Source organism: Pseudomonas sivasensis (genome assembly GCF_013778505.1).
In the GTDB taxonomy this organism is placed as follows: Bacteria; Pseudomonadota; Gammaproteobacteria; order Pseudomonadales; family Pseudomonadaceae; genus Aquipseudomonas; species Aquipseudomonas sivasensis.
This window is the reverse complement of sequence record NZ_JAAOWU010000018.1, coordinates 49,688-69,039: the sequence shown is the minus strand read 5'-3', so window position 1 is coordinate 69,039 and position 19,352 is coordinate 49,688. Positions and strand designations below refer to the sequence as shown.

The 19,352-nt window shown below is 59.5% G+C and carries 23 protein-coding genes; 10 read left to right on the top strand and 13 right to left on the bottom strand.

The window, feature by feature from the left end:
* Positions 1 to 154 precede the first annotated feature (154 nt).
* The 6 genes from G9Q84_RS23970 to G9Q84_RS23945 form a co-directional block, all read right to left on the bottom strand.
* Positions 155 to 1,513 (bottom strand): DUF1329 domain-containing protein, encoded by a 1,359-nt coding sequence (locus G9Q84_RS23970; protein ID WP_032885613.1) that lies wholly within the window; start codon positions 1,511 to 1,513, stop codon positions 155 to 157.
* Positions 1,514 to 1,539: 26 nt separating this feature from the next.
* Positions 1,540 to 3,318 (bottom strand): DUF1302 domain-containing protein, encoded by a 1,779-nt coding sequence (locus G9Q84_RS23965; RefSeq protein WP_032885612.1) that lies wholly within the window; start codon positions 3,316 to 3,318, stop codon positions 1,540 to 1,542.
* A 482-nt stretch (positions 3,319 to 3,800) separates the two neighbouring features.
* Entirely contained in the window at positions 3,801 to 4,712 is a 912-nt protein-coding gene (locus tag G9Q84_RS23960; protein WP_032885611.1) for an SDR family oxidoreductase, read from the bottom strand.
* Between the two features lie 118 nt (positions 4,713 to 4,830).
* On the bottom strand, positions 4,831 to 5,733 hold the full coding sequence (locus tag G9Q84_RS23955) for an alpha/beta fold hydrolase (protein ID WP_122755877.1): 903 nt from the start codon (positions 5,731 to 5,733) through the stop codon (positions 4,831 to 4,833).
* Positions 5,733 to 6,515: a class II aldolase/adducin family protein gene (locus G9Q84_RS23950; protein ID WP_032885609.1), complete on the bottom strand. Its 783-nt coding sequence runs from the start codon at positions 6,513 to 6,515 to the stop codon at positions 5,733 to 5,735. Before G9Q84_RS23950 ends, G9Q84_RS23955 begins: the two co-directional genes overlap by 1 nt.
* Positions 6,516 to 6,713: 198 nt before the next feature.
* Positions 6,714 to 7,169, bottom strand: a complete 456-nt coding sequence (locus G9Q84_RS23945; RefSeq protein WP_095186375.1) for a flavodoxin — start codon at positions 7,167 to 7,169, stop codon at positions 6,714 to 6,716.
* Between the two features lie 128 nt (positions 7,170 to 7,297).
* Between G9Q84_RS23945 and G9Q84_RS23940 the strand changes: the two genes are divergently transcribed.
* Positions 7,298 to 7,765 carry a PAS domain-containing protein gene (locus G9Q84_RS23940; protein WP_122755876.1) on the top strand — a complete coding sequence of 156 codons (468 nt, stop codon included), beginning with the start codon at positions 7,298 to 7,300 and terminating at the stop codon, positions 7,763 to 7,765.
* Between the two features lie 59 nt (positions 7,766 to 7,824).
* The gene (locus G9Q84_RS23935; protein WP_032885606.1) at positions 7,825 to 8,430 is read left to right on the top strand and encodes a hypothetical protein; all 606 of its coding nucleotides are present in this window, start codon (positions 7,825 to 7,827) and stop codon (positions 8,428 to 8,430) included.
* A 2-nt stretch (positions 8,431 to 8,432) separates the two neighbouring features.
* Here the strand turns inward: G9Q84_RS23935 and G9Q84_RS23930 are convergent, their stop codons facing one another.
* Complete coding sequence (locus tag G9Q84_RS23930) at positions 8,433 to 9,392, bottom strand: MerR family transcriptional regulator (RefSeq protein WP_122755875.1); 960 nt, start codon at positions 9,390 to 9,392, stop codon at positions 8,433 to 8,435.
* 214 nt (positions 9,393 to 9,606) lie between these two features.
* Here G9Q84_RS23930 and G9Q84_RS23925 point away from each other — a divergent pair, with 214 nt between their 5' ends.
* The 6 genes from G9Q84_RS23925 to G9Q84_RS23900 are packed head-to-tail and all read left to right on the top strand — an operon-like array spanning position 9,607 to position 12,537.
* Positions 9,607 to 10,167: a putative antibiotic biosynthesis monooxygenase gene (locus G9Q84_RS23925; RefSeq protein WP_095186373.1), complete on the top strand. Its 561-nt coding sequence runs from the start codon at positions 9,607 to 9,609 to the stop codon at positions 10,165 to 10,167.
* Positions 10,168 to 10,224: 57 nt separating this feature from the next.
* The gene (gene folM, locus G9Q84_RS23920; RefSeq protein ID WP_032885603.1) at positions 10,225 to 10,935 is read left to right on the top strand and encodes a dihydromonapterin reductase; all 711 of its coding nucleotides are present in this window, start codon (positions 10,225 to 10,227) and stop codon (positions 10,933 to 10,935) included.
* 20 nt (positions 10,936 to 10,955) lie between these two features.
* Complete coding sequence (gene folE, locus G9Q84_RS23915) at positions 10,956 to 11,516, top strand: GTP cyclohydrolase I FolE (protein WP_032885602.1); 561 nt, start codon at positions 10,956 to 10,958, stop codon at positions 11,514 to 11,516.
* Between the two features lie 2 nt (positions 11,517 to 11,518).
* On the top strand, positions 11,519 to 11,890 hold the full coding sequence (gene folX / locus G9Q84_RS23910; RefSeq protein ID WP_032857710.1) for a dihydroneopterin triphosphate 2'-epimerase: 372 nt from the start codon (positions 11,519 to 11,521) through the stop codon (positions 11,888 to 11,890).
* A 16-nt stretch (positions 11,891 to 11,906) separates the two neighbouring features.
* Positions 11,907 to 12,203, top strand: coding sequence for a DUF1244 domain-containing protein (locus G9Q84_RS23905; RefSeq protein ID WP_010206472.1), 297 nt, complete (start codon positions 11,907 to 11,909; stop codon positions 12,201 to 12,203).
* Positions 12,196 to 12,537, top strand: coding sequence for a HopJ type III effector protein (locus tag G9Q84_RS23900; RefSeq protein ID WP_181644198.1), 342 nt, complete (start codon positions 12,196 to 12,198; stop codon positions 12,535 to 12,537). Before G9Q84_RS23905 ends, G9Q84_RS23900 begins: the two co-directional genes overlap by 8 nt.
* A 102-nt stretch (positions 12,538 to 12,639) precedes the next feature.
* Here G9Q84_RS23900 and trxB read toward each other — a convergent pair whose 3' ends face one another.
* Positions 12,640 to 13,602 (bottom strand): thioredoxin-disulfide reductase, encoded by a 963-nt coding sequence (gene trxB / locus G9Q84_RS23895; protein ID WP_010206474.1) that lies wholly within the window; start codon positions 13,600 to 13,602, stop codon positions 12,640 to 12,642.
* 142 nt (positions 13,603 to 13,744) lie between these two features.
* Positions 13,745 to 13,885: a hypothetical protein gene (locus G9Q84_RS23890; protein WP_163033189.1), complete on the bottom strand. Its 141-nt coding sequence runs from the start codon at positions 13,883 to 13,885 to the stop codon at positions 13,745 to 13,747.
* Here G9Q84_RS23890 and cysZ point away from each other — a divergent pair.
* Together cysZ and G9Q84_RS23880 are read left to right on the top strand one after the other, a co-directional pair.
* Positions 13,884 to 14,648, top strand: a complete 765-nt coding sequence (cysZ, locus tag G9Q84_RS23885) for a sulfate transporter CysZ (protein WP_032885600.1) — start codon at positions 13,884 to 13,886, stop codon at positions 14,646 to 14,648. The two genes, G9Q84_RS23890 and cysZ, sit on opposite strands and share 2 nt — an antisense overlap.
* Before the next feature lie 54 nt (positions 14,649 to 14,702).
* Entirely contained in the window at positions 14,703 to 15,905 is a 1,203-nt protein-coding gene (locus tag G9Q84_RS23880) for a glycosyltransferase family 4 protein (protein ID WP_032885599.1), read from the top strand.
* Here G9Q84_RS23880 and G9Q84_RS23875 read toward each other — a convergent pair.
* From G9Q84_RS23875 to proB, 4 genes are all read right to left on the bottom strand, one after another.
* A complete protein-coding gene (locus tag G9Q84_RS23875; RefSeq protein ID WP_032885598.1) occupies positions 15,874 to 16,977 on the bottom strand; it encodes an NADH:flavin oxidoreductase in 1,104 nt (367 codons plus the stop codon). The genes G9Q84_RS23880 and G9Q84_RS23875 overlap by 32 nt on opposite strands.
* A 164-nt stretch (positions 16,978 to 17,141) precedes the next feature.
* Positions 17,142 to 17,624: a glutathione peroxidase gene (locus tag G9Q84_RS23870; protein ID WP_099602207.1), complete on the bottom strand. Its 483-nt coding sequence runs from the start codon at positions 17,622 to 17,624 to the stop codon at positions 17,142 to 17,144.
* Positions 17,625 to 17,725: 101 nt separating this feature from the next.
* Complete coding sequence (locus G9Q84_RS23865; protein WP_032885596.1) at positions 17,726 to 18,190, bottom strand: CreA family protein; 465 nt, start codon at positions 18,188 to 18,190, stop codon at positions 17,726 to 17,728.
* 15 nt (positions 18,191 to 18,205) lie between these two features.
* Positions 18,206 to 19,324 (bottom strand): glutamate 5-kinase, encoded by a 1,119-nt coding sequence (gene proB / locus G9Q84_RS23860; RefSeq protein ID WP_026013771.1) that lies wholly within the window; start codon positions 19,322 to 19,324, stop codon positions 18,206 to 18,208.
* Between the last annotated feature and the right edge of the window lie 28 nt (positions 19,325 to 19,352).

Here is a 19,352-nt window from a genome sequence, read left to right as displayed (position 1 = left end):
GTATTCAGCAGGGTGATTGAAGGCCATGCACAGAACCCAATGTGGGAGGGGGCTTGCCCCCGATGGCGGTGTATCAGTCAACCAATCCAGTGACTGATACTCCCTCATCGGGGGCAAGCCCCCTCCCACATTTTGACCCCGCTTCGATCCGGGATCAGCGCACGCCTTCAGCCCTCAAGGCTGCCGGAGTGTAGTCCGCTGCCTTGGCCGCGAAGCCGAACACGAAGCTGCTCTTCTCCTCGTTCTTCATGCCCAGTGCGATGTAGCGCCCGGCAATGATGTCGTACAGGGTTTCGACCGTGTAGGCCGGCACCTGGTGGTCGTAGTAGAACTGCGCATGACCTTCGGCGACGCGCCACAGTTGGCCGCGACCGTCGTAGTGATCCACCAGCGCGACTTGCCAGCTGTCTTCGTCGATGTACATGTGGCGCTTGGCGTAGATGTGCCGCTCGCTCGGTTTGACCGTGCCGACCACTTCCCACACGCGGTGCAGTTCGTAGCGGGTCAGGTCCTGGTTGATGTGACCAGCCTTGATGATGTCGTCGTACTTGAGGCTCGGCGAATCGAGCTTGTAGCTGTTATAGGGGATGTACATCTCTTTTTTGCCCACCAGCTTCCAGTCGTAGCGGTCGGGGGCCCCGGAGAACATGTCGAAGTTGTCGGTGGTACGCAGGCCGTCGGACGCGGTGCCCGGCCCGTCATAGGACACTTGCGGAGCACGGCGCACACGGCGCTGGCCGGCGTTGTAGATCCAGGCCAGGCGCGGTTCTTTCACCTGGTCGAGGGTTTCATGCACCAGCAGCACGTTGCCCGCCAGGCGCGCTGGGGCGGTGACCGATTGCTTGAAGAAACTCAACACGTTGGCCGCCTTGGCCGCGTCGATATCCGGGATCGCTTGAGGCACCGCCACTTCTTCTTCGAAGCGGATCGGCGTGTAGCTGCCATTGGTCTGCGGAGTGGCCTGGGTGATGATGCGGCGCAGGTTACCGCCGTGGTAACGGGTGATGTGGTTCCACAGCACCTCCACGCCATTCTTGGGAATCGGGAACGCGTAGTAGCGGTTGCCGGTGAAGTTTTCCAGGCCGTTGCCGTCGTTGATCGCCTTGACGTTCAGTGCGCTGCGCTTGATCGATTCGTAGATGTCCGCCGGTAAGTTGACCGTACGGTGGCTCGGGTATACCGGAATCTTGTAGGTCTCGGGGTAGCGTTTGAACATCGCCACCTGGCCGTCGGAGAGTTTGTCTTTGTACTTGTCGACGGTGGCGGCGGTGATGACAAACAGCGGTTTTTCATTGGCAAACGGGTCGGCCAGGAAGCCTTTGCTGTCCACCGCGCCAGCGTTTTTCGGGATACCGCCAGTCCAGGCCGGGATCGAGCCGTCAGCGTTGCCGGCTTTTTCGGCACCGACCGGCGTGAGGGTGGTGCCCAGCTTGGCAGCTTCTTCCGGCGACACCGCCGCCATTACGTGAGCAGCCAACAGACTCAGGGCCAACACTGCAATTGTCTTACGCATAAGTTCTTGTCCTTCTTTAAGCCAAATCAGAAGTTCACGCCGAAGCTGAGGGCGAGGAAGTCGCGGTCGGTCAGGGTGTTGTAGTCGCCACCAAAGAAATCGGTGTAGCTGAGGCTGGCGGTGTAGGTGCTGCGGTAGTCCGCATCCACACCGACGCTGATCGCCTTGGCGCCCTTGTTGAAGATCCCGTTGGGCCCATAGCCGGCCACGTCATGGGACCAGGACAGGTTGGGCTTGAGGTTCACCCCGAAAATGGCGTTGTTGTAGTCAAGGATCGCCCGCGCGCGGTAGCCCCAAGAGGTGGAGGTGACGAAACCGTCGGTGTCACCCTCGAAACCGTAAGCGCCGTAGACCGAATCGCGGCCGTAACGCAGTTTGGATTTGTCCTCCAGGCCAGCCACGTGCACCACGGCCGCTTCGCCCACCAAAGTCAGGCGTTCGGCGCCGAGGACTTGGTCAAAGAACTGGGTCATGGTGCTTTGGATCTGGGTGATTTCCTTGCGGCGGTAGCCTTTGTTGTCGCTGCCGAAATTGCTGCGGATGGGTGAGGCCAATTGGCCGGCGATTGGGTTAAGCAAGGCCAATGTCAGGTCGGTGGTATTCAACTGCACCGGGGCATTGGGCCGGTAGCTGATTTCCCCGGTCCACGCCGTGCCGGTGGGCAAGGTAGTGGAGAAACTCGCGCCGAACAGGCGGATGTCTTCCGGGTAGTCGAGGTAGTACTGGCCACGGCCGAGCATGGTGCTCTGGGCCAAGGCCTGACCGAAACCTCCAGCGGCGGCGGCGATGCCACCGATGGTTTGCAGTGTGGTGTTGTTGGTGATGGTGCCTACAGTGGGTGTGCGGCTGTGGTAATTCATGAAATACAAACCGTACTCGGTGTCGTCACCCAGCCAACGCAAAGCCGCCCCAAACTGACCGGAGTCCCGCGCATCACGGTCTCCCGCACGCTGTACCACCACACCCTCGCGCGTCACCACAAAACCCTGGCCGCGGTTTGCCGCAATCGATTGCAGCGGCGCGATACCAGGGCTGCCTACTGTGTAGTTACCGGTGCAACCATCCGCCGCCACGTCACCGCCAAAGAAGGTGCCGCAGTTATCCAGCACGGTCTGGTCCCACTCCAACTGATAAAACCCTTCCACGGTCAGTTGGTTGGTCAGGCTCTGGGACGCAAACAGCATGTTCACCGGGATCAGACCTTCCTTGATCTCGGCACCCGGGCGGCGGAACGCCGACACGTCAATCGGGTTGATGCTGTTGATGGAGTTGCCGATGAAGGTACTCTCACCCCAACTGACCACCTGCTTACCGGCGCGTACGGTGCCCGGCAGGTCGCCCAGGGAATAGTTGTGATAGACAAACGCATCGAGGATCTGCGCACCACTGGATTTGGCGCCTTCCTTACGGTTGTGGTCGCTGATCTGCTTGAACTCGCGGTCTTCGTCCTTGAGCTCGAAGTCGTACCAGTACTTGCCGCGTACGAACACACCGGTGTCGCCGTACTTGAGTTCAAGGTCGTGCAGGCCCTTGAAGATTTTCGAGAAGGTCTCGCCCTTCTTGAAATTGAGCCGTCCGTCATCCCCCGTGGAAGCCTGGCCCGTGCCGCCATTGACGGTACCCACGAGTTTTTTATCGGCATCACGCATGCCCCAACTCGAACCCACCGACAACGACGAATCGAATTGCCCTTCGATCTCGCCAATATTGAACGAAACAGCCTGAGCCTGGGCACAGCAACCCAAGGCAACCGCAGCGGCCAGCGCCTGTGGCGTGAAGATGGCGCGCATTGTTGTTTTTGTCATGCGTCTTCCCCGGTGAGTGACAGAAGGCCCCACCCTACTGCCGCACATCAGGAGCGATAAGCGCACCAAGGAGGGATTCGTGTTGTCGCTCGAAAGGATTACCGGGCGCTCTGGCCTGGGTCTGGGCGGGGGCATGAACCGTGTGGATGGCGGGTTATCAGGGCCATGGATGGCGAGCGTCAAGACTGTTGCAGTTTTTACAACAGTCCTTGTCCCGAAGCGCTATTACTCATCTTGTCGCAAACGACTATTCTTGCCGGGCTTTCAGGGCAAACGGCCCGCCTCCCCAAACGGAAGAAAAGCCAGACTCAAATGGATTGATGTCTTTTTTCAATCTGTTACCGGTGTTCACTGACGTTGATTTGTCGCTCCTTGATCCAACGTCTTACTTCAGCCGCTGCGTTTGCAGCGGCTTTTTTTTGCCTGAAATAAAACGGGGCGCCATCAGCGCCCCGTAGGATTCAAACTTTTTCAAGCAATGATCACAGGCTGTACTTCTGCAAGTTGGCCATCATCTCCTTCAAGGCCTCGATGTTGTCCTTGGGATGAGCCGCCCCTTCGAAGTCGCAGATCTGCTGCCAGTGCGCCGCCACATCGTCCGGTGAAAAACCGGCTTCGGGATCAAAGCCCACACCCAGGCTGCGCTCCCAGCGGGTCTTGCCAATCCAGCCACCGCCCACTTCAAACAACCCAGAAGTTTCCTGGCACGCTTCGCTGCCCAGGTACACCACGAGCGGGCTGACCAATTCCGGCTTGAGGCGCTCGAACACTTGCGGCGGGATCAGGCCTTCGGTCATGCGCGTGGCGCCAGTGGGGGCGATGGCGTTGACCAGGATGTTGTTCTTGCGCCCCTCCAGCGCCAGGGTACGGGTCAAGCCGTACAGGCCGAGCTTGGCCATGCCGTAGTTGGACTGGCCGAAGTTGCCGTAGATGCCCGAAGTGGACGCGGTGAAGATCACTCGGCCATAGCCTTGCTCACGCAGATGGGGCCAGGCGGCGCGGGTGACTTTGTAGGCGCCTTCGACATGCACCCGGTAAACCAGGTCCCAGTCGGCGTCTTCCATTTTGTGGAACGTTTTGTCGCGCAGGATGCCGGCGTTATTGACCACTACGTCGATGCGGCCAAAAGCGTCGAGGGCGTTTTGCACAATCTTGTCACCATCGGTGACAGAGTCGTGGTTGGCTTCCGCAATACCACCCGCCTCGCGGATCTCGGCCACTACACGGTCGGCCGCCGAAGCACTGGCGCCTTCGCCTTGGGTGGACCCGCCGAGATCGTTGACCAGCACCTTGGCCCCATGTTTAGCGAACAACAGCGCATGGGCCCGGCCCAATCCGCCGCCGGCACCGGTGACGATCACGACCTTATCCTGGAACTGCACTGACTCACTCATACCGAACTCCAATGGCGACAATGGGAATGGGTCGAGTGTCAGGCACAGGGCTGCCGGTCACAATAAAGACAGCCAAGGCTGAATGGTGCTCGATAAGGCAGGGGGATGATCCTAAGGCTCAGGAATAAGCCACGCGGGTTTCAACCTGCCCAATCCGATCACGAAACGCCTGGTAATGCTTGAGCACCTGCACCGGCGCTTCAATCTGCGGGTAGTGGCCGATGTTGGCCAGTAACACCGTGTCGGCATGGGGCACCAATTGGTGGTAACGCTCCACCATATGGATACCGGAGATCGGGTCGATCTCGCCGTCGATCACTCGCAATGGCACGTCACCCTGCTGCATCGCCGCCACCCAGCGATCACGCAGGCGCCGACGCTGGGGAATGTAGGCGATCAGCTTGTGCAGGATGCGCGTGCCATCGTTGCAGTCGATCAGGCTCCAGAAATCGTCCAGTGCGCTTTCGCTAGGGCGGGTGTTGGGGCCGAAGATCTGGCCGAAGCTGTCGGCCAGGGCATTGCGCCCGAATGCGCGGCCGATCATCCAGCCCAGCGGGCTGAGCAGGAGTTTTTGCACCAGCGCCGGGCGATGGGTTTCCGGGAACAGCCCGCCGTTGAGAAACACACAACTGGCCATCTTGAATCGGCCTTCATAGTGCCGGGCCAACAGTTCCTGAGCGACGCTGTCACCGTAGTCGTGGGCCAGCACGTGCACCGGCTGATCCACCCGCAGATGCTCCAGCAAAGCCTGTTGCAAATCCGCCTGTTCCAGCAGGCAGTAGCCATGGTCCAGAGGCTTGGCTGAATCGCCGAAACCGAGCATGTCGCAGGCGATGACCAAGTTGTGCTGGGCCAGGGGTTGCCACAGGTAATGCCAGTCCCAACTGGCGGTGGGAAAGCCATGGATCAGCAGCAACGGTTCGCCCTGCCCCGACACCCAGTAACGGATGGTGCGTCCGTGAAATTCGAAACTCTGGCTGCGTTTGCGCCAGGCTCTGAGCGGGATCTCGGCAAGTGGCATCAGCTTCTATACCCAGGATCTTGAGCATCCAATTTGCGCAGCAACGCCGGCCAGGCCAGCGCGCCCCCCATACCTTGAGCGCTCTTGGTGACAGCAGCGACCATGGCTTTGGCGCCCGCAAGAATCTGCGGACCAATGGCGATCAATTCAGCGCCGCCGTTTTGCGCCAGCACCTGGATATCGCAGGCGCGCTGAAAGGTGAACATCATCAGGAACGTGTCGGCGATGGTACTGCCACAGGTGAGCAGGCCATGGTTGTGCAGCATCAAGAAATTATTGTCGCCAAGGTCGGCCTGCAGGCGGGCCTTTTCCTCATGGTTCAGCGCGACGCCTTCATAGGCGTGATAGGCCAGGCTCGACAGCACGAAGATCGATTGCTGGCTGATCGGCAGCACGCCCTGTTTCTGTGCCGCCACCGCCACACCGGCGGCAGTGTGGGTATGCAACACGCAGGTGACATCGTGGCGAACTTCATGGATCGCGCTGTGGATCGTGTAGCCCGCCGGGTTGATCTCGTAGGGGCTGTCCATCAGCTTGTTGCCGGCCTGGTCGACCTTGACCAGGCTCGACGCAGTGATCTCGTGGAACATCAGTCCGTAGGGGTTGATCAGGAAATCATCGGTGCCCGGCACCTTGGCCGAGATGTGGGTGAAGATCAGGTCGTCCCAGCCATGCAGCGCCACCAGGCGATAGCAGGCCGCCAGGTCGACACGAGCTTGCCACTCGGCAGCACTGACCTGATCTTTGACATTCTGTGGCGGCACAACAGGGGCTAGGCTCACGGTAACGACCTCCTTGGCGCACTTCTTATTATTTTTCGAGTGATGGGCCAGTCTAGTCAGACGCCCTGGCGGACGGAGTTGCCTTCGCAGCCAGCTTGATGACCGTACGAGTCAGCTATGAGAATAGTTTAGATCTATACAAACGGCGTCAAAGAGACGCCGTCAATAAAGGGACTGAAAACCGCTGGAACCGCTCAATCAAGCGCGCAGTGCAGTGACCAATTCTGCCAACCACGGCTCGGCATCTGCTTCCGGCGTCACGCTCTCGCTGGCGTCCAGGCGCAACATGGGCAGTACTTCGCGCACGCCCAACTCGCCAAACAGCTCGCGCATTTGCTCACCGCCACCACAAAAGGTGTCGCCATAGCTGGCGTCGCCCAAACCAATCACCGCACCGGGCAAACCGCGCCAGGCCGAAGGCAGTTGGTCGCGAATCGTCGAATACAACGGTTGCAGGTTATCGGGCAGTTCACCCATGCCGGTGGTCGAAGTCACCGCCAGAAACGCCTCAGGGGCAAACGCCTGCACATCCGCCAGGGTCGCGCGCGGGTTGTGCCAGGCTTCAAAACCAGCGTCTTTGAGGATGCCGGCGGCGTGCCGGGCGACTTCTTCAGCCGTGCCGTAGACCGAGCCGGAAAGGATGGCGACTTTCATCAATCTGATCCTGTAGTTGAGCGAAAGCCTGGGATATTAACAGCGACGCAAATATTTCGGGGCGCACCGTGCAAGATTCACGACTTGCCATAAACTGCCCATTCAAACAACACGCCACGGACCGCTCAATGATTAACGCCAAGCTGATGCAGATGGTGATCGACGCTTCCAACGAAGGCATCGTGGTCGCCGAACGCGAAGGCGATGAAAAGCCCCTGATTTATGTGAACCCGGCCTTCGAACGGATGACCGGCTACACACTGGACGAAATCCTCTATCAGGACTGCCGCTTCCTGCAGTCGGGCGACCGTGATCAGCCAGCGCTGACGGTTATTCGGGATGCTTTGGCGAAGGGTGGTTCGTGCCGGGAAACCCTGCGCAATTACCGTAAGGACGGCAGCCATTTCTGGAACGAACTGTCGCTTTCAACGGTGTTCAACACGGCTGATAAGCAAACCTATTTTATCGGCGTACAAAAAGACGTCACGCTCCAGGTCAGGGCCCAGCAGCGTGTCGAGCAATTAGAAAGCGAACTGGCCCAAGTCAAAGCCGAACTGGCCGCGTTCAAGTCGACAAATGGATTGAACAAAATTTAGAAAATACGGCCATATGAGCGGATAATGGCACTTTAATGCCCCTCTATTGAGCAAGCACAATGCAACGCGATGCGCTTCTGACCAAGGATGAGCTGGATTTCATTCAGAACATGCAACACAACCCGCAACTTAATCTGCGGGATGCGTCGTCGAGCCTGACCGTCAACGGCGGTGCGCAGATTCGCGACTTGCTCACCCGCCTGGCCGCCCACGACCATGTCACCATCCAAGCGCAGTTCGACAACCAGCAACTGACCTTTCCCCTCCAATTGGTGGAGGATGAGTTCAATGCAGTGCATCTGCGCCTGGGTGTGCCGAGTATTTTTGAAGACGGCCCGGTGATCCGCGCCTGGCGCCTTGCACTTGAAGCTCCGGTGGCCCTGGAGAACATCAAGGGCACCGCAAGTGCGCTGTGGGTGCATGAGGTGTCATTCAAGGGCGTGCTGGTGGAGATTCGTGGCCGGATCAAACCACCCAAAACCTTTTCCCTTTGGTTCAGCCCTTCCGGCTATGAGCGCATTGCCCTGCGCGGCGCCTTTGAGAGGGAAACCGCGCGGGGTTTGTTTGCCTATCGCCTCAGTCAAAGCGATGCGGATGAAATCGAACGCCTGCGCCAGTTCATCCTGCATCAGCACCGCCTGGTGCACCCGCAGATGCACGCCTGAGTTCAGGTATCCAGGTTACCGCTGAGGAACTGCTGCAAGCGGCGTTGCATCTGGCGCCCTTCGCTGCCCAGACAACCGATGGAAGAACCTGCCAGCGCGCTCTGCGCCAGGTCCGACACTGCGCCAGCAAGAAATAACGGGCAATCAAGGGTCAACGCCAAACGGTTGAGGCGGCCAGCCAGATCAACGTTATGGGAGTGGTTGGAGAAGATGATCAGCGCCTGGGGATGAGTCTTTTCACATACGAGGGTCAGCTCATCAAACGGCTGCCCCATCCCCAGCACCTTCACGACCAGGTCATCGCTGCTCATCAACAGCGCCGCCACCAGCAACTCCAGTTTGCGGCATTCGCCGGGTATGGCTGACAGCAATACCCGAGGCGCAGGCGACAGTGTCGCCGCTTGCAGGCGCTGAAAGGCATGGATACGCAAGAAGGCGTCGAAAAACAGCCATTCGCTGGCTTGACCAAAACGCCCCTGGTGGCGCAACAGCTCGTTCCAGAGAGGCATCAGGATCTCTTGGAACGCCACGTTGAGGGGATAGGTAGCGAGAATCTGGCCATACAGGCTTTCCAACTGACGGTCGTCAAAGGCCTTGACCGCCAGCAACAGCCTCGCCCGCCATTGCGGCAATTCGCTTTCCTCGACTGAGTCGCGCTCAGCGCGAATCGCTTCGGCCTGCTGATCGTCGCGGGCGAGAATCTTGCCGACCTTGCTCACCGCCACGCCACGCTCAATCCAACCAAGAATGCGATTGACCGTCTCAATATCGGCCTTGGAGTAGAGGCGGTGCCCACTTTCGGTGCGGATGGGCTGGATCAGGCGGTAACGACGCTCCCATGCACGCAAGGTGACCGGGTTGACGCCTGTCAATCTTGATACATCACGAATTGGAAAAAGCTCAGCGCAATCAGGCGAATCCAGATGCGAAATGCTGTCAGCAGGAGCAGTAATCACGGGCATTCAAGACCAACAAACCAGCGGTAATTGGGCGGTCATTTAACGCCTGTAGACTCCTCTTTTTCAAGGTGTGTACTTTTCGGACCAATGTCGCTGGCGTATTTCGGCAAAACCGGAATAATCCTTGCCTGTTTTTTCTACGTCGCTGCAACACCCCGCAGCTTCGTTTGTGCGCCACCTACCCGGATCAGCGCACCCGTACATTTGGAGATACACAATGTCTACCTCTCCCGTCACCTTGATGGTTGCGCGCCGCGTCGCCAAAGGCCGCTACGAAGAACTGATGGCCTGGCTGCGCGAAGGCGAGCAATTGGCTACCGACTTCCCCGGTTATCTGGGCTCCGGCGTACTTGCACCGCCGCCCAACGATGACGAATTCCAGATCATTTTCCGCTTCGCCGACGAAAAAACACTGCATGCCTGGGAATTCTCCGCCTCCCGTTGTGCCTGGCTTAGCCGCGGCAGCGATTTGTTTGCCGACCCCTCAGAGCACCGTGTGCGCGGCATCGATGGCTGGTTTGGCGCCGCGGGTGCCCGTCCGCCGCGCTGGAAGCAGGCCGTGGCAATCTGGCTGGCGTTTTTCCCGGTGTCGCTGCTGTTCAACTTTGTCTTGGGGCCATTGCTCAATGGGCTCGACCTGGTGCCTCGCGTACTGGTCAGCACGATGGCACTCACGCCTCTGATGGTTTACTGGTTCATTCCGCTGTCCACACACCTGCTGGCGAACTGGCTGCATCCCACGCCTGCACCGCGCAAGGCCGCCGAAGCGGCGGCGTGAGTACAGGGGCGACCCGTCGCTGGTATGATTTGCGCCTGCCAGCGACGCGAGCCTCCCATGACTGCAAAGAACGCCCCGATCCTGATCACCGGCGCCGGCCAACGTGTCGGCCTGCATTGCGCCCAGCGCCTGCTGGACGAGGGCCAACCGGTGATTTTCAGCTACCGCAGCGAACGCCCCGGCGTACAGGCCCTGCGCGAGCGTGGCGCGATCGGTGTGTTTGCCGACTTCTCCAACGAAGCTGGGATCCTGGCGTTTATCGCTGAACTGAGTACCCACACCCAAAGCCTGCGCGCGATCATCCACAACGCCTCGGCCTGGGTCGCGGAAACGCCGGGCGACGAAAGCCGCGCGTTTACCGATATGTTCAGCGTACACATGCTTGCGCCGTACCTGATCAACCTGCATTGTTCGACCTTGCTGCAACGCTCTTCACCTGCCGATATCGTGCATATCAGCGATGACGTGGTGCGCAAGGGTAGCCGCCAGCACATCGCCTACTGCGCCACCAAGGCCGGGCTCGACAGCCTTACGCTGTCGTTTGCCGCGCAGTTCGCGCCGCTGATCAAAGTCAACGGCATCGCCCCGGCGATGGTGATGTTCAACGAAGACGACGACGCGGCCTATCGCACTCGGGTGTTGGCCAAATCAGCCCTGGGCATCGAGCCCGGACCCGAGGTGATTTACCAGAGCGTGCGCTACCTGCTGGACAACCCCTATGTCACCGGTACCACCCTGACCGTCAACGGCGGGCGGCATATCAAGTAAGCCGTTTGTGAGGATGTTGTATGACCTTATCCCTGCCCCACCATTACCGCGAGATCCTCAAGAACCTGGGCGAAGACCCGGAACGCGAAGGCTTGCTCGACACCCCCAAGCGCGCCGCCAAGGCCATGCAGTACCTGTGTCATGGCTATGAGCAGAACCTCGAAGAAATCGTCAACGGTGCACTGTTCGCCTCCGACAACGACGAGATGGTGATCCTCAAGGACATCGAGTTGTACTCGCTGTGCGAACATCACCTGCTGCCCTTTATCGGCAAGGCCCACGTGGCCTATATTCCGACCGGCAAGGTGCTCGGCCTGTCGAAACTGGCGCGTATTGTCGACATGTTCGCCCGGCGCCTGCAGATCCAGGAAAACCTCACGCGGCAGATCGCCGACGCGATCCAGGACGTGACCCAGGCCGCCGGCGTGGCCGTGGTGATCGAAGCCAAGCACATGTGCATGATGATGCGCGGCGTGGAAAAACAGAATTCAACCATGAACACCTCGGTGATGCTCGGCGCGTTCCGCGAGTCGAACACCACGCGCATGGAGTTCCTGCAACTGATTGGACGGAGCAAGTAGCAATGCCACAACTTCAACCAGGCATGGCGCGCATCCGGGTCAAGGACCTGTGTCTGCGTACCTTCATCGGTATCAATGAGGACGAAATCCTCAACAAGCAGGATGTGCTGATCAACCTGACCATCCTGTATGCAGCCCAGGACGCCGTGCGTGACAACGATATTGACCACGCGTTGAACTACCGCACCATCACCAAGGCGATCATCGCCCACGTGGAAGGCAACCGCTTCGCGCTGCTGGAACGCCTGACCCAGGAATTGCTGGACCTGGTGATGAGCAATGAATCGGTGCTGTACGCCGAGGTCGAAGTGGATAAGCCCCATGCGCTGCGCTTTGCCGAATCGGTTTCGATTACCCTGGCGGCCAGCCGCTGACATTGAAGTGGACCCTATGAACGATCAACAACGCCTCGAACTCGAAGCCGCCGCTTTTCGCCGGCTGGTAGCACATCTGGACAGCCGCAAGGATGTACAGAACATCGACCTGATGAACCTCTCCGGTTTCTGCCGTAACTGCCTGTCCAAGTGGTACAAGGCCGAGGCCGACGAGCGCCAGATCGAGCTGAGCCTCGATGACGCTCGTGAAGTGGTGTACGGCATGCCGTACGCCGAGTGGAAAGCCCAATACCAGAAAGAAGCCAGCGCTGACCAACAGGCAGCGTTCGCCAAAGGAAAAACCCATGACTGATTTGAACACCCTGCGCGCCAGCCTCAACAGTGGCGAACACATCTTTGCCGACACCCTGGCATTGGTCGCGGCCGGTTACGATTACCAACCGCAGGCCTTCATCAATGGCACCGTGGAAAACGCGGCCGGGCAGAATGAAGGGTCGTGCAAGACCTTGGGTTTGGCGGTGCTGGAAGGCTTGAGCGACCAAGAAGCGCTGCTGGCGTTTGGTGAGCACTACCGCTCGGTGGTGGCGACGCCTGAGGGCAGCGACCACGGCAATATTCGGGCGTTGATTGCCCATGGGTTGGCCGGTGTGAAATTCACCGCGCAGCCCCTGACCCGCAAATCCTGAGTCAGACGCGGATCAAAATATGGGAGGGGACTTGCCCCTCCCACATTTAAATTGCACTCATAAAAAAACCGGCCTCGCAGCCGTTTTTTTTATTCCAACGATTTAGAACGAAGCGTCCTTCAAACCGTCGAGGTAACGCTCGGCATCCAGTGCTGCCATGCAACCGGCACCAGCCGAGGTAATGGCCTGGCGGTACACGTGGTCAGCCACATCACCGGCAGCAAAGATGCCTTCGATATTGGTGGCAGTCGCATTGCCTTCACGGCCGCCCTGCACCACCAGATAACCGTCTTTGGCTTCCAGCACGCCTTCGAACAACGAGGTGTTCGGAGTGTGGCCGATGGCGATGAACACGCCGTCGACTTTCAGCTCGTCGAAGCTGCCGTCGTTGTTTTTCAGGCGAGCACCGGTCACGCCCATGTTGTCGCCCAGGACTTCGTCCAGGGTGGCGTTGAGCTTGAGGATGATCTTGCCTTCAGCGACACGGGCGTGCAGCTTGTCGATCAGGATCTTCTCGGCGCGGAAAGTCTCGCGGCGGTGAACCAGGGTCACGGTGCTGGCGATATTGGCCAGGTACAGCGCCTCTTCAACGGCAGTGTTACCGCCGCCGACTACGGCGACCGGCTTGTTGCGGTAGAAGAAACCGTCGCAGGTCGCGCAGGCTGAAACGCCCTTGCCCATGAACGCTTCTTCCGATGGCAGGCCCAGGTAACGGGCGCTGGCGCCAGTGGCGATGATCAGCGCGTCACAGGTGTAAACGCCGCTGTCGCCGGTCAGGCTGTAAGGCTTTTTCGAGAAGTCGACTTGGTTGATGTGATCAAAAACGATCTCGGTTTCAAAGCGCTCGGCGTGTTCTTTCATACGCTCCATCAGCACCGGGCCAGTCAGGCCGTGGACGTCGCCAGGCCAGTTGTCGACTTCCGTGGTGGTGGTCAACTGACCGCCCGCCTGCATGCCGGTGATCAGCAGCGGCTTGAGGTTGGCCCGGGCAGCATAGACAGCAGCGCTGTAACCGGCAGGGCCGGAACCGAGAATAATCACTCGCGAATGACGGGTATCAGACATGACTCACTCCTATCGACCGCCCGGACTACAAGGCGGCTGGAATAAAAAAGGACTGCGAAGCACTTGGGGAAGGCTTTAACTCGCAGATCCTGAAAATAATGGGTGCAGCGTATAGAGGGGGGCAAGATTAAGGAAATACGGTTTAACAATCCAGCTCATAGGCGGTCTCTATGCTGTCAGCCCAGCTAATCGAGGCGTTTGTTACTGTTGATGTCGCCGCTTTCGCCTCGGATACAAAGTCGGTAAGGTCGGCGCGTTCGTCATCCTGCTCGGAGTTCTCCATGCCTGCCCCTGTTCTTTCCGGCCCGCAATACCTGCGTGAAGGCCTCAAACTGGTGTTGAGCCCCGGCCTACGCCTGTTTGTGCTGTTGCCGCTGATGATCAACCTGGTGCTGTTCGTCGGATTGATTTACTTCGCCGGCCACCAGTTCAGCTTGTGGGTCGAGCACTTAATGCCGACGCTGCCGAGTTGGCTGAGCTTTTTGAATTACCTGCTATGGCCCCTCTTTGTAGTGTTGGTGGTGCTGATGGTGTTTTTCACCTTCACCATGCTCGCCAATATCATCGCGGCGCCGTTCAATGGCTTTCTCTCAGAGAAGGTAGAAGTGGTGGTGCGCGGTACCGATGACTTCCCGGCCTTCAGTTGGGGCGAGTTGATCGCCATGGTCCCCCGCACCCTAGCCCGAGAAATGCGCAAGCTCGGCTACTTCCTGCCACGGGCGATCGGCCTGTTTATCCTTTCGTTTATTCCCGTGGTCAACCTGATCGCCGCGCCGCTGTGGCTGCTGTTTGGCGTGTGGATGATGGCAATCCAATACATCGACTACCCGGCAGACAACCACAAACTGGGCTGGAACGAAATGCTCGCCTGGTTACGCCAGAAACGCTGGCAGAGCATGAGCTTTGGCGGGATCGTCTATCTGGTGCTGCTGGTGCCGGTGGTCAACCTGCTGATGATGCCTGCGGCGGTGGCTGGCGCTACCTTGTTCTGGGTGCGCGAGCAAGGCGCCGAGGCGATGGCGAACCCCAAGGTCACCAAGTCATAAATCCATCATCTGGATGACACAATGGCGACATGGCCCACACGGACACTGTGGGTCATGACGACAGCCTCGCTTCATATCACCCTCATCACCGAAACCTTCCCGCCAGAGATCAACGGGGTGGCCAATACCCTTGGTCGCCTGTGCGAGGGTTTGCGCGCGCGCGGCCATCAAGTCGAACTGGTACGCCCACGCCAAGGCGTCGATCAGAGCCGGCTCAGCGACGACGAACTCCTGCTGTGCCGCGGCTGGCCACTGCCGGGTTATCCGGGCCTGCAGTGGGGTCAGTCGTCGATGCACAAGTTGCTGCGCCGCTGGACACGCCAACGCCCGGACGTGCTCTACATCGCCACTGAAGGCCCGCTGGGCTTGTCGGCACTGCGTGCAGCACGGCGCCTGGGCATCAGTGTGGTCAGCGGCTTTCACACCAATTTCCAACAGTATTCGAACCAGTACGGCTTGAGCCTGCTCAGCCGAATGGTCACGCATTACCTGCGCTGGTTTCACAACCGTTCGACGTTGACCCTGGTGCCCAGCGCCAGCCAACGCCTGGAGTTGGAGCGTCGGCATTTCGAGCGCCTGGGAATGTTGTCGCGGGGTGTCGACAGCCAGTTATTCCACCCGACCAAGCGTGACAATGCACTGCGTGAAAGCTGGGGTTTAGAGAACGACGATATCGCTGTGCTGCACGTTGGCCGCCTGGCCCAGGAGAAAAACCTCGGGCTGCTCAAGCGCTGCTTTGATGCGCTACAGAAAACCTACCCATCCCGCCCAATGAAGCTGATTGTCGTCGGGGACGGCCCGCAACGTGCACTGCTGGAGCACGACCTGCCCGAAGCAGTATTCTGCGGCACCCAACGCGGTGAAGAGTTGGCACGGCATTACGCGTCGGGAGACCTGTTTCTGTTTCCCAGCCTGACGGAGACCTTCGGTAATGTAGTGCTGGAAGCCATGGCCTCAGGCCTTGGTGTGGTGGCGTACGACCAGGCAGCCGCAAGCCAGCACCTGCGGCACGGCTATAGCGGCGCACTGGCGATGCCGGGGGATGAAGAGGCGTTTTGCGATGCAGCCATCTGGCTGCTGGAAGAACGCGAAACGTTGCGCAGGGCCCGCCTGAATGCTCGCCAACATGCCAGTCGCCAGGGTTGGCCAGCGATTATCGAGCAGTTCGAACGCCAGTTGCGCGGTGTGTGCGAGGACGGGCACCTGGAGCCCGCCCTGACGCCACTTACACCAGAGTCGTCAACGCCTCACGACTGAATGGCAGGATGTCACCCTCACGTCCTTCACGCACCTTCACGGCCCAATCCGGGTCAACCAACAACGCACGACCTACGGCAACCAGATCAAACTCGTCGTTGTTCAGGCGCTCCAGCAGTTTCTCAAGGCTGGCCGGCTGCGCGACTTTGTCGGTGTTGACCATAAACTGCAGGAACTCGCCATCCAGGCCGACACTGCCCACGGTAATAGTTGGTTTGCCGGTGAGTTGGCGCGCCCAACCGGCCAGATTGAGGTCGGAACCTTCGAATTCCGGCTCCCAGAAACGTCGGGTTGAGCAGTGGAAAATATCCACGCCGGCGTCGGACAGCGGCTTGAGGAATTCACCCAACGCCTCAGGGGTTTGTACCAGACGCGCGGTGTAGTCCTGCTGCTTCCACTGGGAGAAACGGAAGATGATCGGGAAGTTCGGGCCGACAGCGGCGCGCGTAGCCTGGATCAGCTCGATGGCAAAACGCGAGCGGTTGGCCAGGCTACCGCCGTACTCGTCGGTACGCTGGTTGCTGCCTTCCCAGAAGAACTGATCGACCAGATAACCGTGGGCGCCATGGATTTCCACGCCGTCCATGCCGATGCTTTGGGCGTCTTTGGCAGCTTGGGCGAAAGCGTTGATCACGTCCTTGATATCCTGGGCGGTCATGCCGTGGACCACCACGTTGCCGTCCTTGAGTTTCTCCATCGGACCATAGGCCGGCACGCTGGCATCAGGCTCAGTGCCGATACGGCGCACGCTGCCGACATGCCACAACTGAGGGACAATCTTGCCGCCTTCGGCGTGCACGGCATCGACCACTTTCTTCCACCCGGCCAGGGCCGCTTCACCGTAGAAATGCGGGACATTCGGGTAGCCGTTAGAGGCCTGGTGACCGACCACGGTGCCTTCAGTGATGATCAAGCCCACGCCAGCGGCCGCACGGCGACGGTAGTATTCGATGACGTTGGAATTAGGTACACCACCCGGAGAAAACGAGCGGGTCATCGGCGCCATGACCACGCGGGTCGACAGTTGCAGTGCACCGAGCTGGAAGGGTTTGAACAAGGCTTGGACGGGCATGGAGCACTCCACGGGTGACTGGGTTTATGATGCGGATAATATGAGGAGTGGAACGCGCCCGGTAGCACTATTGATTTTGGTGATTAAGGGGTAAAAGCGGTGGGGTATTTGGGCTGCTACGCAGCCCATAGCGGGAAAGGTCCGCTCACCACAAGAGAAGTGATTTAGCTCAAGGCTTTTTCGATGGCCTGGACGATCGAAGGGTCTTCCGGCGGGGTACGCGGTGAGAATCGAGCAAGGACCCTACCATCTTTACCCAGCAGGAACTTCTCAAAATTCCAGGTGATATCGCCGGGAAATTCGGCCCCCTCACCCGCCAGCAACCGGTAGAGCTGGTGACGCTCAGGGCCATTGACATCGAGCTTGCTGCCCAAGGGAAAGGTCACGCCGTAGTTCAGGCTGCAGAACTCGCGGATTTCTTCCTCAGTGCCCGGTTCCTGGCCGGCAAACTGGTTGCACGGCAGGCCCAGCACAGTAAACCCTTGGTCCTTGTACTGCTGATAGAGGTTCTCCAACGCCGCATATTGCGGGGTCAGGCCACATTTGGAGGCTACATTGACCACCAGCACTACTTGCCCCTTGAAGGGCGCCAGTGGCAACTCTTGTCCGTCCAAAGCTTTGAGTTTCAGGTCGTGGAAAGCACTCATGACGAACTCCAGATATCCCATGTTCTTAGCAAAGCGGCGCCTTGAGGTTACAACCCGCAAGCCTGCAATCATAGACGCCGATTACAAAACCCGCCTGCGGATTACTGAGCGGTCGGCCACGGCAAAATCGGAATTGCGGTCACGGCGTTCTGCGGGCTGCCTTCGATCAGGCGGTCGCTGTAGACCAGGTACACCAGGGTGTTGCGCTTCTTGTCGAGGAAACGCACCACTTGCATGGTTTTGAACACCAGCGAGGTGCGCTCCTTGAACACTTCGTCGCCGTCCTTCAGTTCGCCCTTGAAGCGGATCGGGCCGACCTGACGGCAGGCAATCGATGCTTCAGCGCGATCTTCGGCCAGGCCCAGGCCGCCTTTGACGCCACCGGTCTTGGCGCGGGACAAGTAGCAGGTCACGCCGTCGACCTTGGGGTCGTCAAACGCTTCGACGACAATTCGGTCGTTGGGGCCGACGAATTTAAACACCGTCGACACCTGGCCAACCTCTTCGGCGCTGGCCAGCAACGGCGTCAGCAACAGCAGGCCCAACGCAAACTTCACTAAACGCATCGTATATTCCTTTGGTTAGACCAGGATCAGGTTGTCGCGGTGAACCAGTTCAGGTTCGGCCATGTAACCTAATAGTCCGACAATCGCGTCAGACGATTGTCCAATAATTTTCTGTGCTTCCAGGGCACTGTAATTGGCCAGGCCACGGGCGATCTCACGACCGTCGGGCGCTACGCACACCACCATTTCGCCGCGGCGGAAGCTGCCCTGTACCAGCTTGACGCCCACCGGCAGCAGGCTCTTGTTGCCCTGGGACAGTGCCGATACCGCGCCGTCGTCCAGCACCAGAGTGCCACGGGTTTGCAGATGCCCAGCCAGCCACTGCTTGCGCGCCGCCAGCATGCCGCGTTCCGGCGACAGCAACGTGCCGATGCGTTCGCCAGCCTTGAGGCGGTCCAACACGCGCTCCAGGCGCCCACCGACGATAATGGTGTGGGCACCGGAGCGTGCAGCCAGACGCGCAGCCCGCAGCTTGGTCTGCATGCCGCCACGGCCCAGGGCACCGCCGACACTGCCGGCCACGGCGTCCAGCGCCGGGTCATCGGCGCGGGCTTCATAAATAAGCTGCGCATCGGGGTTGTTGCGCGGATCGGCGTCGAACATGCCGTCGCGATCAGTGAGGATCACCAGCAAGTCGGCTTCCACCAGGTTGGCTACCAGTGCGGCCAGGGTGTCGTTGTCGCCGAAACGGATTTCGTCGGTGACCACGGTGTCGTTCTCGTTGATCACCGGGATCACCTTGAGCTCCACCAGGGCGCGCAACGTACTGCGGGCGTTGAGGTAGCGCTTGCGGTCGGACAGGTCGTCGTGAGTCAGCAGGATCTGCGCCGTGTGGCGGCCGTGCTCGGCGAAGCTGGACTCCCAGGCTTGCACCAGGCCCATCTGGCCGATGGCGGCAGCGGCTTGCAGTTCGTGCATCGCGCTGGGTCGCGCGGTCCAGCCGAGACGGCTCATCCCGGCGGCAACCGCCCCGGACGACACCAGCACCAACTCGACACCAGCCTCATGCAAGGCCACCATCTGCTCCACCCAGACGCTCATTGCTGCGCGATCCAGGCCTTTGCCATCCGCCGTCAGCAGCGCACTTCCGATCTTTACGACCCAACGCTGCGCACCTGTCACTTTGCTCCGCATCATCTTCAACCTTAGATAGAGGGCCGCG